The following is a 16,085-nucleotide window of genomic DNA, read 5'->3' on the forward strand; positions in this document are numbered from 1 at the left end:
ATCGCCACCCCGCCTTGGCGGGTGCTGTGGTCATGTCGTCCTGATCTAAATGCTACTGGGCCGGCTTGTAGATCTGGTCGAATATGCCTTCCTACCGAAGTGATGGCGCCGGACGTGTGGCACATGGCTGAAAAGCGCGGTTCATCGGTCGATGTAGCCGTGATGCGCGAGATAGTTGATAACCTGTTCGGCCAGCTCCTCCGACGCGCTCACCCCTGCCGCCAGCACAATTTCCGGCGACTCTGGCTCTTCATAGGGGCTGTCGATGCCAGTGAAATTTTTAAGTCGACCTAGACGCGCGCTCTTGTACAGTCCCTTTGGGTCCCGTTTCTCGGCCACGTGGAGAGGTGTACTCACGAAAATTTCGACATACTCTCCCGCAGCAAATAGCTCTCGGGCCATTTTGCGCTCGGCCCGGAACGGCGATATGAACGACGCCAAGACAATCAAGCCGGCGTCGACCATCAATTTCCCCACCTCACTGGCGCGCCGCAGGTTCTCGACACGGTCAGCATCCGTGAAACCAAGGTCACGGTTGAGGTCGTGGCGAACATTGTCACCGTCGAGAAGATATGTGTGCCGCCCCATTGAGACGAGGCGCTTTTCTACCAGGTTAGCAATCGTTGACTTGCCCGCCCCCGAAAGACCGGTAAACCACAAGATGACCGGTTTCTGACCTTTCAGGCGCGATCGTATGGCTTTGTTTATCTCCACTGCCTGGCAATGAATATTGGATGCCCGACGCAAGGCGAAAACAATCATTCCGGCACCGACCGTCTGGTTTGACAGCCGATCAATCATGATGAAGCCGCCCATAACGCGGTTGGACGAATACGGCTCGAACGCGATCGGCTCCTGCGTCGACAGGTTAAGTGCGCCGATCTCGTTTAGGTGGAGCGTCTTGGCCGCCAATTTTTGAAACGTATTCACGTCGACCTTGTACTTTATCTCCATCACGCTTGCACCCACAGTGCGCGAGCCAATCTTGAGATAATAGGTCCGCCCTGGGATGAGCTCGTCGTCGCTCATCCAGATCACGTGGGCCGAAAACTGATCAGAAACCTCGGGGCGGCTGGCAGCTGCACAAATGATGTCACCACGCGAAACATCAATTTCGTGTTCCAGAACCAAGGTAATCGCTTCGCCAGCCGCCGCCCATTCGTGCTGGCCGTCGTAGGTGATGATCGACTTGACCCTGGACGTACAACCGGACTGTGCGACAACGACTGGATCCCCAACGTTGACCACGCCACATGCGATTGTTCCCGAATAGCCACGGAAGTTCAAATTCGGTCTATTGACCCATTGCACCGGCAACCGGAATGGGCCGGCTGTTTCATCGCGGACCACATCGACGGTTTCGAGGTGCTCGATGAGCGTCGGCCCTTCATACCACGCCAACTTGGCGCTCCGCTCCGCCAGGTTGTCGCCAAAGCGTGCCGACATCGGAATGGAGAGTATCGTTTTGAAGCCAAGGTCCGCGATGAAAGTCTGATAGTCAGCGCCAATCCGATCAAAGGCCTTCTGGGAGTAATCCACCAGGTCGATCTTGTTGATTGCGGCAACGAGGTGCTTGATCCCAAGCAGCGACGCGATGAAAGTATGGCGGCGTGTCTGCGTGAGAACCCCCTTCCGCGCGTCGATGAGAATGACGGCAAGGTCGGCATTCGACGCGCCGGTCGCCATGTTGCGCGTGTATTGCTCATGGCCAGGCGTGTCAGCGACAATGAACTTGCGGCGATGGGTCGAAAAGAATCGATAGGCGACATCGATGGTGATGCCTTGTTCACGCTCCGCTTCCAAACCGTCCACCAGACGCGCGAAATCGATGTCATCTCCAGTTGTTCCGTGCTTACGAGAATCGCGTCTCAGACCCGCGAGCTGATCCTCAAAAAGCAGTTTGGCATCGTAAAGCAGGCGTCCGATCAGTGTCGATTTTCCGTCATCGACACTTCCACACGTCAGGAAGCGAAGCAGGTCCTTGCTTTCATGGCGCTCCAGGTACTGGCTGATCGCTGCGGGGTCTATCGGTATCGCGTTCATCAGAAGTATCCCTCCCGCCTCTTTTTTTCCATCGCCCCTGACTCGTCGTGATCGATTAGACGCCCAGAGCGCTCGGACGTTCGAGCAAACAGCATCTCGTAGACGATCTCCGCAACCGTCGACGCATCCGATTCAATTGCGGCGGTCAGCGGGTAGCAACCCAAAGTGCGAAAGCGCACCATTCTCATTTCCGGTATTTCGCCGGGCTCAAGCGGCAGCCGGTCATCATCGACCATTATCAGCACGTCCTGGCGCCACACGACCGGACGCTTGGCCGCGAAATAGAGCGAAACGACGGGAATGTTTTCCTTCAGGATGTACTGCCAAATGTCGAGCTCGGTCCAATTGGAAAGAGGGAAGACACGGATGGACTCCCCATGACGAATCCGCCCGTTGAAAACATTCCAGAGTTCCGGGCGCTGGGTCTTCGGATCCCAGTTGTGATTTTCCGTTCGAAAGGAAAAGATGCGCTCCTTGGCTCGGCTTTTCTCCTCATCGCGTCGAGCCCCGCCAAACGCTGCGTCGAATTTATACTTGGTCAACGCCTGCTTGAGTGCGTCGGTTTTCATAACGCTTGTGTAAGTGGAAGAGCCGTAAGTGAACGGGTTGATCCCTTCCTTCAAGCCCTGCATGTTGGTATGGACGATCAGATCCATGCCCGCGCACTCGGCAGCATCATCACGGAACTGAATCATCTGCTTGAATTTCCAAGTCGTATCGACGTGAAGTAGCGGAAAGGGCGGGCGCGACGGAAAGTACGCCTTGAGCGCCAAATGCAACATTACCGACGAGTCTTTGCCGATCGAATAGAGCATTACCGGGTTTTGAAATTCCGCCGCAACCTCGCGTAAAATGTGGATTGACTCTGCCTCAAGTCGCTTAAGGTGGGTCAATCTTCCGCTGGAGACGAAGGGGGTTCCATTCGTGGCCACCATATCGTGCAGCATCTCACGCTTTCCCTCTTCACGATCCTCCATCGACAGAGCGAGGCGTGCTTTTCATCCGCGGTGTGCTCGTGGAGCAATCGGGGACTACACCGAGCCTCTGAGCCCAATTTTTCCGACGTAGAATTCTGCTTCGCCGTAAGCGACAAGATTTGCAAAATCGACATCTGATCGTTGGCGCCCCCTTGTTGTAGGTCCCTCGAGATTAAGGACGATGCCACCAGCAACTCGCAGGATTGCGTCGCCAGCCGCCGTGTCCCACTCCATGGTTCTGCCTGGCCGGGGATAGGTGTCCGTCTCACCTGCCGCTACACGCCAGAGCTTCAGCAATGGCCCTGAGGGAACGGCGCTAACCATACGGTCCATTATGTCGATCCCGTCCAACTCTTCCGCCTGTGCGACTTTTGTACCGAGCTTTACGTGGGATACCGGGATACCTGGGATAAATGAGGCATATCGGCGACACTCGCTGTGACCGCGGACACAGTGAACTCGATATTTTCATGACAGGTTGGAGCAGCTGATATGCTGCTCGATCCGCAACTGCTCGATCCATTAAATGCGTTGCGACAAGGGGCTGAATTGGTTGGTTATGTGTATGACTGTCAGCCGTTCGAACACACGAGAGCGCGAATGTTGAATAGATCGGTGCGCTGGCGAGCAGGCAGCTGCGCCGCGCTCACATGCTTGTTACTCTTGTTCGTCTACGCGAACCTGTCGAATGGCCCTGCCCTAGCACAGGAGTACAACGTCGACGAGTACCGTCTGCAGACTGGCGACGTGATCGGCTTCGCGGTCATAGGCTATCCCGAGATGCAAAAGCGAGCTGTGATCGACCAGAGCGGTACAATTGTGTTGCCGGTCTTGGGCCCCCTAAAGGTTCGCCAGAAGACAATAGAGGATGTTCGCAAGGAGGTAATCGAGGTCCTAAAACCGAAGTCCCTTCCGCAACGATCCGCTGACGGCACTGAGAATTGGACCGGGTTCTATCCAGATCAGATTATAGTTGATATTGAGGAATACCGACCGGTCTATATCGACGGGGACATTGCCTCTCCTGGGACTCAGGCCTTCCGACCAGGAATGGCTGTCCGACAAGCTGTGGCTGCGGGCGGCGGCTATAAGCTCGGTCGCGGCGAGGTTGAAAACCCTGAAATGACAGTAGCGGACCTTGGCGGCCGCCTCTACGTTCTGCGCATCAAGTATCAGGAAAGCCAAATCAAGGCTGCTCGAATAGAGGCGCAGCTGAGCGGCGCCAGGGCGATCGAGGTTCCGGAGGCAGAACGTGACCCGAGCCTCGAACCCCGTCGCGACGAAGCTTTGCAGCAGGAACAGAAGCATCTTGAAGCTCTCTATGTGGATCAGGAGAAAGAGCGCGCTTCAATCAAGTTGGCCACGACCAAGGCGGCGGAACGGATGGGCTACCTGAAGGAGCAGCAGAAGGCGGATCAAGCTGGCGCGGCAGCGGATGCGGCTGAACTTGATCGCCTCAAGAAGCTCTTCGAAAAAGGTCTGATCCAGATCACCATGATCAACGATGCTCAACGCGCAGTGCTCTTGTCAGCGACCCGCGCTTTGCAAACCAACGCTGAGATCTCTCGACTTGAACGCGACCAAGGGGAATTGCAGCGCAGCCTTGAGAAGCTTACCGACCAGGGTCGAATTAACCTGTTGGCTGACTTGCAGACTGAAAGCGCGGCGATGATGGAAATGCGCGCTGAGATGGATTCTTTGGCCAAACAAATCGCCTATGTGAGGCAGCTGCGCAGCGACCTTTTGGCCGAAGGGGGCCGCCGGGTTATGATGGGTGTAACCCGTTCCAATGACGGAAAGACAGCGACGATCGAGGCGACCGAAGATACTCTGCTCGCTCCGGGTGACACCATCACAATTACGCTACAGGCCCCACCAGGAGCGGCGATCGCGAACTAACTGATTAAATATTGTTACGGCGTTCATCGTCACACCTCCCCTGCCAAACGGAGGACGAAACCCGCAAGCTGCTGCCGGGCACCTGAAGTGGACGACGGCCCGGGACTTGGTTCCGCGTTTTTACGCGGAGATAGAGCCCACCGCCGTCGCTATGTCGGTTTCAGCTCCTTGGCGCGAATAGTAGTTTCGGCTAATATATGCGTGAACGACCGATCCCAGCAACTCTGTGCCTAGGTTGCGGCGGATAGCAGCAAACGAAGAATGCTGAAAAGCAATGAGATTCAGTGGTGGACGCCTGCACACACCAAGGGAGAAGGGTTTGGATGACACTCCGTCCGTCAATCTCTCGTCAGGTCTTTGCGAACTTCACGCTGCCTGATTGTCTAATTGATATCTCGTCCAAAAATCATTTCTGGCCAATATGGGGGGGATTGCAATTCTCTTCCTTCGGGCGCGACTAGGGATGGCGGATTTGCCGGGCAATTCACAGCACTCTGCCCACACGCTCGTGGCGGTTATCATCCCTGCCTACAACGCAGAGCCATTCATCGAGCGTACCTTGGCGTCCGTGCTCGCCCAAACGCATAAAAATACGGAAATAATAGTCGTTGACGATGGTTCGACCGACGCAACAGCATCGATCGTTCGACGACTGGCTGATGGCGACGGGCGCATCAAATTGCTCCAACAGAAGAATGGTGGCGTCGCGTCGGCGCGGAATGCGGGGGTGCGGGCAAGCAAGGGCATCTTTATAGCGCCTGTAGACGCCGATGATCTCTGGCACCCGACCAAGCTCGAAAAGCAGCTGCGTGTTTTCGCGGCGGCTGGCAATGATCTAGGGCTTGTCTACACACTTTACCGGACGATTGACGCCGATGATATGGTGATCATCACGCCGAAGCAGAGGCACCCAAATGGATGGGTGTTCATGCAGCATCTCGGACAAAATTTCATCGGCAACGGCAGTTCGGTGATGTTTCGGCGCGATGTTCTCTTCGAAATGGGTGGCTACTCCTCGCGACTGCGCGAGAGCGGTGCAGAGGGTTGCGAGGACTTCTTCATCCAACAGAGCATTGCCTCCAAATACCGTTTCGGCGTCGTTGAGGAGCATCTTGTCGGATACCGCCGAACGCCAGGGAATATGTCGGCAGATTTCGTGCGAATGCTCATCTCGCGTCGGATGGTGCTCGAGAGCGTACTTGCCCGCTGCACAGAGGCGGTGAAGCCGGTCCTGCTGGATGCGATCTTCCGCACCGATGTCGAGATTGCCAAGCTTGGGCTGATGACACACCGATTTGCTGCTGTCGCCAGGAACTGCACTAAAATGCTCTGGCGATCACCTGTGCAGTTCGCGAAACTCGTTGCCGCATTTACGGCCATTTTCCTGCGCAAGGCGAAGCGAGCACTTCCCCAACCGGAAAGCGAGGACCGCAGCTCAGGGGAAAACGGCTCGGAGAGCGGAGGAAATTTTTGGAACTACTCTATTCATGAGTTTGCGGATTCCGCCGAGAAAGCCGACTACCGCGTGGTGCTCAGCAATCTTGCTGTAATGGACGAGAAGCTTGGACCAAGCGGAGCCTATTTGACGCGGCTTCCCGAAGGAGGGACGCTTGCAATGCCCAACGAGGACACGAATTCGGACAGCCTATGTCCCCTTCGTGACATGAGATGAAGAAGCTGTTGCTGGCTGGAGGAGCAGGATTCATCGGGTCGCACCTGGTCGACCGGCTTCTCAAAAGAAACGATTTGGACATGCTGGTTGTGGTCGACAGCCTATGGACCGGCAGAGCAGAAAACGTTGGTCATATCCGAGATCAACGCCTAGTGCTGGTCCGCTCCGAGGTGGAGCATTTCAAATCCGATTTCCAATTCGACGAGATCTTTCATCTTGCCTCGCCCGCGTCGCCGCCGGTCTATATGCGGGAGCCCGAGCGTACCGTCTCAGCAAATCTAATTGGCGCTATGCGGCTCTTGAAGCTGCTCAAAAAGGATGGGCGAATCTGCTTTGCGTCGTCCTCGGAGGTTTATGGAAATCCGTTGGTCAACCCGCTGCCCGAGACGTATCGGGGGTCAGTGGACTGTACGGGCCCGCGCTCTTCCTACGACGAAGGCAAGCGCTGCACCGAGGCGCTCCTCTTCGAAAGCAACCGTGTCCGCGGCGTCGATGTGCGGGTTGCCAGGCTCTTTAACGTCTACGGCCCGCGCACCCGAGCCGATGATGGGCGTGCTGTTTCCAACTTTATCGCCAATGCGTTGGCCGGCAAGCCGATCGTCGTCCATGGTGATGGTCTCCAAACCCGCAGCTGGGGTTATGTCGACGATATTGTCGATGGGCTCGAACGGCTGTTCTGGCTGGAGAACTTCAATCATGTGGGAGCAGTCAACGTAGGAAACGACCGGGAAATTTCGGTGCTTGAGATCGCGCAGTATGTTGCAGGCCTCATTCCCGGAACGACCATTGTTCATGGTGAGCCGGCGCCGCAGGATCCGACCAACCGGCGTCCTGACCTGACCCTATGCCGAAGAATCTTGCCGGGGTGGTCGTGCAAAGTGCCCTATGAAGAGGGTCTCGTGCGCACATTGCGCTGGTTTGAGGCCAATGGTGGAATTGCGGAAATGAGGGCAACTCACGCGATCTAGAGCCAGCAATGATCGGCATGATCTGAGATAGGCGGGCGGCATGGACTGCGGAGCGGAAGGTGAATGAGTCAACGGTTCGCGTGACCGTCCTTATTGTCACTTACAATCACGCACGCTACGTGGCGGCTGCGATCGACAGCGCTCTCATGCAAGAGGCCGATTTCGGTGTCGAGATATTGATCAGTGAAGACTTTTCGACCGACGGAACCCGGAAGATTGTCGAGCGATATGTTTCCAACCATCCTGAAAGGCTGTCGGCGATCTATTCCGGCAGTAATGTGAGATCGAACGAAGTCGTCACGAGAGGACTCCGGATGGCGCGTGGGCGCTACGTCTCGATCCTCAATGGCGACGACCTGTGGACATCCACGACCAAGCTCAAAGATCAGGCGGCCCATCTCAACGCGCACCCGGAACTCTCCGCAATATTCCACAATGCAGTCGTGGCGGATGGCGATGAGTTCACATCGACGCGATGGACGCGGGCGGACCAGAAACCCATCGTGACGCAAAGGGATATCTGGGAAGGCAATCCTTTCGCAACTTGCGCCGGCATGATGCGAACCGCGTGCGTTCGAAATGTGCCGTGGTGGTATGCTGATTTCTTTCCGATAACTGACTGGCCGCTGTATGTGCTTTGCGCAAGGACAGCAGATCTCGCTTTTGTCGACGAGGTAGCAGGTGTCTACCGTCTGTATCCGGGCGGACTCATATCGGCACTGCCAAACCGACCCAAGCTGGATGCAATAGAAGGATTCTACCGGCGCATGGCGCAGGTCATGGACACGCAGGTGGCAAATTCTGCCCGCGGCGGCTGCTCCCGCTACTTTTATGAATGGTCAATGCGGTATCTGGTAGAAGGCGATTTGCCATCGGCCAGATCGTGCTTCCTGCGGAGCCTTCGCAGCGGTGGCATCGGACGTGACGTGGACAAACGCGACATTGTCAGGTTGGGGCTGCACCTGCTGAAGTCCTCGGTGCTCCAGCGATGACGGCGGTCCGTGACTTCGAGTATCGCGATCCGATCTCGCCGTTGCCACGGGAGGCTGCACGCCCGAAATGGTCAGTGATGATCCCCGCCTGTAATTGCGCCTGCTTTCTTGCCGCAACGCTGGAAAGTGTGCTGGCGCAGGACCCCGGCCCGGCTCAAATGCAAATCGAGGTGGTTGACGACTGTTCTTCCGATGATCCGCAAAGAGTCTTGAATGAAATCGGTGGGAACCGCGTTGGCTTTTTCCACCAGCCGCAAAATCTAGGGCATATCGGCAACTTCCATACCTGCCTGGATCGTGCCCAGGGCGAACTCGTACATCTCCTGCACGGCGACGACGCCGTCCGCCCCGGCTTCTACGAATTGCTCGGACGAGGCTTCGATGCGGACCCGAGTACAGGCGCGGCATTCTGCCGGGCGATCTTCATGGATGCCCACGGACAGGAGCTGTCGATCCCGCCTGTAATGCAGTCAAGCCCCGGACGGCTCGAGAATGCGGCGGCTCGACTGGCGTTGGAACAGCACGTCATGACGCCATCAATCGTGGTGCGCCGCGCGGTCTACGAAGAACTCGGCGCCTTCGACCGGCGGCTCAAATGCAGTGAAGACTGGGAGATGTGGGTCCGCATCGCTTCTCAATTTCCTGTCTGGTACGAACCGCAGGCCCTTGCACTTTATCGGATGCACCCCCAATCGAACACAGGGCGCCATATCCGAAGTGCCGAGGACATGGCCTACACGCGAATGGCGATCGATATTTTCAAGAGCTATCTTCCAACCGAGCTTGCGGACGATGTCGCCGCGTCGGCCCGGCGGACCTATGCGCTAAGCGCTCTCGAGACTGCGCGGCGACTGTTCGGCGCCGGCGATTGGGCTGGATGCTTGGCGCAGATGAGCGAAGCGTTCCGCTTCGATCCCTCACTCAAGACAATTGGTCGTATGCTGCGGCTCGTTGCAAGACAGGGAGGCAGGATTGTCCATCCTAGTTGAAACCGCGCAGCGGCCTGCAGGACTCCGGGAAGATGAACCGGTCCGGCTCGTTTTGGCCGGATGTGGAGCTGTCACAAGGCTCTACTATGCGGAAGCGCTTTCACGCCTTCAAAGCAGAGGCCAAGTTGCAGTCGCGGGGATATTCGATCCAGATGCGAAGCAGGCCGCACTCGTTCAGGCGCGACTGCCCTCAGCCAAGGTTGCGGCCAGTTTCGACGGCCTTTTGGCTATGGACGCCGATATTGCGATCATTGCTTCGCCACCTGGATATCACGCTGATCAGTCGACACAAGCGTTGGAAGCCGGGATGCATGTTCTGTGCGAAAAGCCGATGGCCACGAGCAGCTCCGAGGCGGCTCGTATCCTTGCGGCAGCGGCAGCCAACAATCTTCATGTGGCAACAGGGCTCGTCAGAAGGCAGTTCCCTGCGACGCGGTCGATAAAGGCCATGCTGGAGGGCGGAATGATCGGACGGTTACGAAGCGTCAGTTGTTTTGAGGGCGGCTCCTTCCAGTGGCCGGTGGCTTCGATGAGCTATTTCAGCTTCGCGGAGTCCGGTGGTGGTGTGCTTCAGGATATCGGCACGCATTGCTTTGACCTCCTGACCTGGTGGTTTGGAGAGCCCGACGAAATCCACTACGCCGATGACGCAATGGGCGGCCTCGAGGCGAACTGCCTTGTCCGGCTGCGTTTTGGCGGCTTCGACGCGACGGTCAGGTTGAGCCGGGATTGGGCTCGCCCGAATCTGTACCGCCTTGAGGGCGAACGTGGCTCGATTTCCTGGACGGTCAATGAGACCGAGACTGTGGAGGTCGCCTTGAATGGAAGTCGCACGACAGGCTGCGTTTCCTTCACCAATGCCGACGGCCGGTCGCGCGATTTTGTCGATGCATTTTGCGATCAGGTTTCGGGCTTGGTGGATGCGGTCCGAAATGGGGCCCCCCTTTCCGTGCCGGCCAGTGTTGGGCGCAATGTGGTCGATCTGATCGAAGGATGCTATGCTAGACGGAAACTGATGGACATGCCGTGGCTCGGTCCGGAAGAATTGCTCCATGTCGCTGCTTCCGCCGGGACCAGACAATGACCGGCACTGTTGCAGTGCTTGGCGCCAACGGTTTCATAGGTTGCCGCACCGTGGAGTTGCTGCAACTTTCCGGCTGGGCGAATGTGAGGCCGATCGTTCGCAGGCCGGATGCTTTCGCCAGTCTGTCTCGCTTTGCGATTGACGCAATGGTGGCGGATGCGCGTGATATTCAGGCTCTTACCGCTGCCTTTACGGGCTGTCAGTACGTCGTACATGCAGTTGCCGGTGACGCCCGCACGATCGTCGATGCTATCGAGCCCGTCTATCGTGCAGCCACCGCTGCCGGCGTGCTTCGTCTGATCTATCTCAGCAGCGCTTCCGTTCATGGCCAATCGCCCCCGCCCGGGACGGACGAAACGAGCGCGCTGCATGACGATCAGACGATCGAGTACAACAATGCGAAGATTCATGCCGAACGCCGTCTCGGGCAACTGTCACGCGACGGCACGGTGCAGGTAGTGGTGCTGCGGCCCGGAATTGTCTTTGGCCCACGCTCCAGTTGGACCGGTGGTTTTGCCGACGAGCTCATTGACGGTTCCGCCTACCTGGTGGATGGCGGTCGTGGTATCTGCAACAGCGCCTATGTCGACAATGTCATTCACGCGATCAAGCTCGCCATCGAAGTGCCCGAGGCCTCTGGGCGAACCTATCTGATCGGAGACCGGGAAGAGATCAGTTGGGCAGATCTTTGCCGACCGATCGCCGAGGCACTGGGGTTCGACCTGGCCGCGATTTCGGCTTCAGCGCCATTGTCATTTGCTCCGAGATGGAAACAAGGACTGAAGGAAAGCCAAGGATATCGGCGGCTTGTCCGAAGCCTGCCAAGGCCTGTTCGCAGCGGACTGAAGGCAGGCTATGCCGAGTGGCGGAAGGCAGGACGCAATGCGACCGGTGCGACTACGGCCCCAACGGTCATGGTATCGGAGGAGCGTGCACTTTTGCACCAGTGCCAGACGAAACTTCCATGGCGCAAGGCCGAGCGTGAGCTCGGATACCAGCCGGCTGTCAGCTTCGAGGAAGCATGTCGGCGATCTGTCGGCTGGTTGACCTTTGCCGGCTACCCGACCTGCCGAAACGGAGCGGGTGAGAGATGACCACCCGCCCCGCTGCATCCAGCGTTTCAGTTGTCATCACGACCTACAATCATGCGCGGTTCCTTGCCGAAGCGATCGACAGCGTCCGCAATCAGACCGTGACGCCGGATGAGATCATCATTGTGGACGATGGGTCGTCGGACAATCCCGAAAGTGTTGTTCGTCGATATGACGACGTCCACTACATCCGCCAAAAAAACCAGGGTTTGGCCGCTGCCCGTAACACCGGGATGACGGCAGCGCGCGGCGAATTCATTGCCTTCCTGGATGCCGACGACAGGCTGCGCCCGGTAGCGCTGGCCACCAATCTTGCCTTGTTTCACGACAATCCCGATTGCGCGTTGGTCTACGGTGCTTTCCGCTACATCGACGAGGCCGGTGCAGTCAGGAATACTGTACCACTGAGGTCGGTGGGCGAGGACCCGTATGCATGCTTCCTGACCGACAACCTGATTGGAATGCATGCGACGGTGCTCTATCGCCGCAGGACATTGGAAGCCGCCGGCGGATTTGACCGGTCACTGCGGGCTTGCGAGGACTACGACGTCTACCTTCGCCTATCTCGGGCGAACAAGGTGGCCTGCATTCCGGAATACCTCGCAGATTACCGTCGGCACGCAACGAATATGTCGAACAGCAATCCGATGATGTTGCGCGCGGCGCTGAAGGTCCTTCGCCGGCAGCGGGACGTCGCGCAGACCAATCCGGATTGGGCGGCCGCCTACCGTCAGGGTGTCGAAAAATGGAAGTGCTATTATACGGACAAGCAACTGGGACAGCTTGGTACAGCGCTTCGGTTCCGCTCTTCACTCGCCGGTCAACTCAGCAGCACTATCGCCGTTTCGCTTGCAGCGCCGTTACAGACCGCTGTGATGCTCCGGCATCGTCTCAGGCGCCGGTCAAGTCGGCACCGCTCGAGCGCCCGGTTCGGTGACCTCGAGCGTACCGTACCCTTCAGCACGGAGTTCGGTTTTGATCGCGGCAAGCCATTGGACCGCCGCTATGTCGAGACTTTCCTCGCGTCCTGTTCGTTGAACATATCCGGAAGGGTCCTGGAGATCGGTGACAACGCCTATACGATGCGTTTCGGAGGCAGTCGGGTTACCGCAAGCGATGTTCTGAACCGTTATAACGGCCACCCGTTGACAACCTTCGTGGGTGATCTGGCGAATAACGACGATCTGCCGTCCGAGACCTTCGATTGTATCGTACTCACCCAGACCCTGCACCTTCTTTTCGATCTACCTGCTGCAGTCGCAACCCTGTGGCGGATCCTGAAGCCGGGAGGCGTTCTCCTGATTACAGTGCCTTGGGTCAGCCCGATTGACAGGAGAGAATGGGGCGAGAGCTGGTTCTGGTCGATAACTCCGGCTGCCCTAAGGCGACTTCTGTCGGACAGGTTCGGGGCGAAGAACGTCGAAGTCAGTCACTATGGAAACGCGTATTCTGCTACGGCCTTCCTCTACGGCCTGGCGGAACATGAGCTGAATTCGGCATTACTTGATGTGCACGACCCCTATTGTCCGGTAATAGTCGCGGCGCGGGCTTTCAGGCGATGAGCGGCGCCGTGACAGCGCGTCAAACTGTCAGCAAATTCCTGCGACGGGGGCGCCTGCTTGCCGGTTTCGGCCGACCTATCGTGCTGATGTATCACCGCATCGCAGAACCGCTCGTCGATCCTTGGGAACTCGCGGTTTCGCCGCAAAATTTCGCACGCCAGATCGAACTTCTTACGAAAGCGCGGGACATTGTTCCCCTGCAATGGCTGGCGCAACGGCTTGGGGAGAGACGGTCACCGAGAAATGCGGTGGCAATCACCTTTGACGACGGCTACGCGGATGTCCTCCAAAACGCCGTGCCGGTCATGCGGCGTATGAACTGTCCTGCGACTGTCTTCGTCACCACCCATGCGATCACCGATCCCTCAGTGTTCTGGTGGGACATTCTATCCCGCATCATTTTGGAGATGCCTGCTCTCCCGAACACTCTGGAGATCGAGATCGCTGGCCGAAACTATGACTGGCGCGTTTGGGAGGACGCAATGCCGGCGGACTCCAATAACGCGATCAACCGCACGACGCTCCATTTCAACTTGCACGCACTGCTGAAGCCGTTGAGTCCACACGAACGCGAGAAGGCCCTTGAGCGGCTGGCAAGATGGGCAGGAACCGACGCCAGTCCCCGAGGGCGCGATCGCGCCATGACGCATTCGGAGCTGCGGCAGCTCGCCGACACCGATGGCGTTTCGATCGGCGCCCACACCTGTACGCACCCATCCTTGCCGCTACTGAAACGGGACGAGCTTGAACGCGAGATTTCAGGCAGCCGCCAACAATGCGAGGAGATTACAGGACGGCGGGTGGTGGGATTCGCATACCCGTTTGGAGATTTCGATGGCAGCACCGCCAACGCCGTAAGGTCTGCCGGCATAGACTATGCAGTAACTACCCTGCCGCGTGAAGCTGGGCCTCGCGTCGACCCTTACCGATTGCCGCGCGTTACGGTCGCCGATTGGGGTGAAGCTGACTTTCGGCGCATGGTGCTGTGCCATGGCTGACAATTCAGGCGGACAGCCGCGTGTCACGGCAATTATAGTCGTGTTCAATGGTGAGAGTTATCTCCGGGAAGCTGTTGACAGCATTGTAGGTCAAAGCTTCACCGACTGGGAACTCCTCGTTGTCGACGATGGCTCGACTGACCAGTCGCCCGCCATCATACGCGGTTATGAGCAGCGGCTGCCGGGCAAGGTGCGACTATTGTCTCACCATGACAATGGCAATCACGGTATCAGCGCCTCGCGCAACCGTGGACTGACGGAAGCGCGCGGCGCCTACGTCGCATTTCTCGACGCAGACGATGCATGGCTGCCCGAAAAGCTTTCCGAACAGGTCTCTATTATGGAAAGCGATCCGGCGCTCGGCATGATCTATGGCCGGACTCTGATCTGGCATAGCTGGCAAGAGGCTGCTGACCGCGCGGACTTCTACTACCCGCTCGGCGTCGAACCAGACACCCGATACGAGCCTCCCGTGCTGTTTGAGCTGCTACTTCAGAACGAGGTCCAGACGCCGACAACATGCAATGCCCTGATGGGTTCAAGCTTATTCGCAACGCTTGGGGGGTTCGAGAACAGCTTTCGCCTGATGTTCGAGGACCAGACGTTCTTTGCCAAGGCGCTCGCATTCGCGCCCGCCTACGTGTCCGGCCGGACCTGGGCAAAATACCGCCAGCATTCTGAAAGTTGCTCTGTTGCCTGCTCTGAGGCAGGCACTGACGAGGCCGCGCGTATCACGTTTCTCACATGGCTAAATCGCACAATGGCGGATAAGGGCGCCTCTTTCCGCATTCGTTCAGCAATCTGGAAAGCGCTTGCGCGCGAGCGCCGCAAGGTGATCAAGCGAAGTATCAAAGGATGGCTTCGGCGATGACTTCCCTGCCGCGAGTGACGATCATAACCCCCTTCCTCAATGCGGAGGCAACTCTGGGCGAAGCGATCGCCAGCGTCCAAGCCCAGACAGTTGCGGACTGGGAGCTTTTGCTGGTCGACGATGGCTCGACGGATGACAGTGTCAGGATCGCCAATGATGTTGCAGCAACCGATCCTCGGATCAAGGTGCTGAACAGGCCTCCCGGATCCAAGCGTGGCGCGGCGGCAGCGAGAAACGCCGGAATAGAGGCCGGCAGCGGCGATTTGCTTGCCTTCCTGGATGCAGACGATCTGTACGAACCGCATATGCTCCGGACGGTTCTGGCGGCAGCCGATGCCAACCCGGAAGCCGCAATGATCTTCGGGCCGACGAGATGGTGGTATCCAGACGGTGAGCGCCCCGACTGGATCGAGCCGACGGACGGGCTTGCTGGCCGTTTGCATCAGCCCCCGCGGCTTCTAAGGCGACTTCTGCTGATCCAGAACGGTCACGTTCCGTGTACCTGTTCGGTGCTCTTGCGAAGGAGCGCGATCAGCACGGTCGGCGGCTTTGAGGAGCGCTTCGATCTCTATGAAGACCAAGCTCTGTGGGCGAAGCTATTCCTGCGTCTTCCCGTCTTTGTCACGCCTGTAACTCTGGCACGCTACCGGCAGTATTCCGGTTCGACGTCGGCGGCGGCGGCTGAGCGAGGGGTCTACGACGGCATGGGGAAACACCCTGCCCGCGCTGCATTCCTCGACTGGGTCGCGCAACATTTGCAGGAGAGTGGACTGCGAGGCTTCCACGTCCGATGGACGCTGCGGCTGGCGCGTGCGCCCTACGTCGTGCCGCCGACGATTGGAAGCAGGGCCGACCGGCTTATCCTGAAGATCATGATGTGGACAGCAAAGCAACGGCGCCGGATTCGGCGTAAACTCGTGCGTGCTTCAGTTTGAAAGC

General features: G+C 57.9%; 14 protein-coding genes. 11 read left to right on the forward strand and 3 right to left on the reverse strand.

Going from position 1 to position 16,085, the window contains the following annotated elements:
- Positions 1 to 141 precede the first annotated feature (141 nt).
- The 3 genes from cysN to NKJ12_RS27170 all read right to left on the reverse strand — a co-directional run bounded on the left by cysN (position 142) and on the right by NKJ12_RS27170 (position 3,353).
- Positions 142 to 2,043, reverse strand: coding sequence for a sulfate adenylyltransferase subunit CysN (cysN, locus tag NKJ12_RS27160; protein WP_352706271.1), 1,902 nt, complete (start codon positions 2,041 to 2,043; stop codon positions 142 to 144).
- Positions 2,043 to 2,990, reverse strand: coding sequence for a sulfate adenylyltransferase subunit CysD (gene cysD / locus NKJ12_RS27165; RefSeq protein WP_352706273.1), 948 nt, complete (start codon positions 2,988 to 2,990; stop codon positions 2,043 to 2,045). Before cysD ends, cysN begins: the two co-directional genes overlap by 1 nt.
- A gap of 84 nt (positions 2,991 to 3,074) precedes the next feature.
- Positions 3,075 to 3,353 (reverse strand): inositol monophosphatase family protein, encoded by a 279-nt coding sequence (locus NKJ12_RS27170; RefSeq protein ID WP_502899863.1) that lies wholly within the window; start codon positions 3,351 to 3,353, stop codon positions 3,075 to 3,077.
- 159 nt (positions 3,354 to 3,512) lie between these two features.
- On the opposite strand from NKJ12_RS27170, the gene NKJ12_RS27175 reads away from it, so the two are divergent.
- The 11 genes from NKJ12_RS27175 (at position 3,513) to NKJ12_RS27225 (ending at position 16,081) form a co-directional block, all read left to right on the forward strand.
- Positions 3,513 to 4,919 carry a polysaccharide biosynthesis/export family protein gene (locus NKJ12_RS27175; RefSeq protein ID WP_352706276.1) on the forward strand — a complete coding sequence of 469 codons (1,407 nt, stop codon included), beginning with the start codon at positions 3,513 to 3,515 and terminating at the stop codon, positions 4,917 to 4,919.
- Between the two features lie 421 nt (positions 4,920 to 5,340).
- Entirely contained in the window at positions 5,341 to 6,591 is a 1,251-nt protein-coding gene (locus NKJ12_RS27180) for a glycosyltransferase family 2 protein (RefSeq protein ID WP_502905740.1), read from the forward strand.
- On the forward strand, positions 6,588 to 7,559 hold the full coding sequence (locus NKJ12_RS27185) for an NAD-dependent epimerase/dehydratase family protein (protein WP_352706280.1): 972 nt from the start codon (positions 6,588 to 6,590) through the stop codon (positions 7,557 to 7,559). Before NKJ12_RS27180 ends, NKJ12_RS27185 begins: the two co-directional genes overlap by 4 nt.
- Positions 7,560 to 7,618: 59 nt before the next feature.
- Entirely contained in the window at positions 7,619 to 8,551 is a 933-nt protein-coding gene (locus NKJ12_RS27190; RefSeq protein WP_352706283.1) for a glycosyltransferase family 2 protein, read from the forward strand.
- Positions 8,548 to 9,540 carry a glycosyltransferase family 2 protein gene (locus NKJ12_RS27195; RefSeq protein ID WP_352706284.1) on the forward strand — a complete coding sequence of 331 codons (993 nt, stop codon included), beginning with the start codon at positions 8,548 to 8,550 and terminating at the stop codon, positions 9,538 to 9,540. The genes NKJ12_RS27190 and NKJ12_RS27195 overlap by 4 nt, the downstream gene beginning before the upstream one ends.
- A complete protein-coding gene (locus NKJ12_RS27200) occupies positions 9,524 to 10,624 on the forward strand; it encodes a Gfo/Idh/MocA family protein (RefSeq protein WP_352706286.1) in 1,101 nt (366 codons plus the stop codon). The genes NKJ12_RS27195 and NKJ12_RS27200 overlap by 17 nt, the downstream gene beginning before the upstream one ends.
- Positions 10,621 to 11,718 (forward strand): NAD-dependent epimerase/dehydratase family protein, encoded by a 1,098-nt coding sequence (locus NKJ12_RS27205; RefSeq protein WP_352706289.1) that lies wholly within the window; start codon positions 10,621 to 10,623, stop codon positions 11,716 to 11,718. The genes NKJ12_RS27200 and NKJ12_RS27205 overlap by 4 nt, the downstream gene beginning before the upstream one ends.
- Complete coding sequence (locus NKJ12_RS27210; RefSeq protein ID WP_352706290.1) at positions 11,715 to 13,277, forward strand: glycosyltransferase; 1,563 nt, start codon at positions 11,715 to 11,717, stop codon at positions 13,275 to 13,277. The genes NKJ12_RS27205 and NKJ12_RS27210 overlap by 4 nt, the downstream gene beginning before the upstream one ends.
- Positions 13,274 to 14,275 (forward strand): polysaccharide deacetylase family protein, encoded by a 1,002-nt coding sequence (locus tag NKJ12_RS27215; protein ID WP_352706292.1) that lies wholly within the window; start codon positions 13,274 to 13,276, stop codon positions 14,273 to 14,275. The genes NKJ12_RS27210 and NKJ12_RS27215 overlap by 4 nt, the downstream gene beginning before the upstream one ends.
- Positions 14,268 to 15,146, forward strand: a complete 879-nt coding sequence (locus tag NKJ12_RS27220; protein WP_352706295.1) for a glycosyltransferase family 2 protein — start codon at positions 14,268 to 14,270, stop codon at positions 15,144 to 15,146. The genes NKJ12_RS27215 and NKJ12_RS27220 overlap by 8 nt, the downstream gene beginning before the upstream one ends.
- Positions 15,143 to 16,081 (forward strand): glycosyltransferase, encoded by a 939-nt coding sequence (locus tag NKJ12_RS27225; RefSeq protein ID WP_352706296.1) that lies wholly within the window; start codon positions 15,143 to 15,145, stop codon positions 16,079 to 16,081. Before NKJ12_RS27220 ends, NKJ12_RS27225 begins: the two co-directional genes overlap by 4 nt.
- Positions 16,082 to 16,085 lie beyond the last annotated feature (4 nt).

It is taken from the genome of Mesorhizobium sp. M0195 (genome assembly GCF_040322115.1).
Classification (GTDB): domain Bacteria; phylum Pseudomonadota; class Alphaproteobacteria; order Rhizobiales; family Rhizobiaceae; genus Mesorhizobium.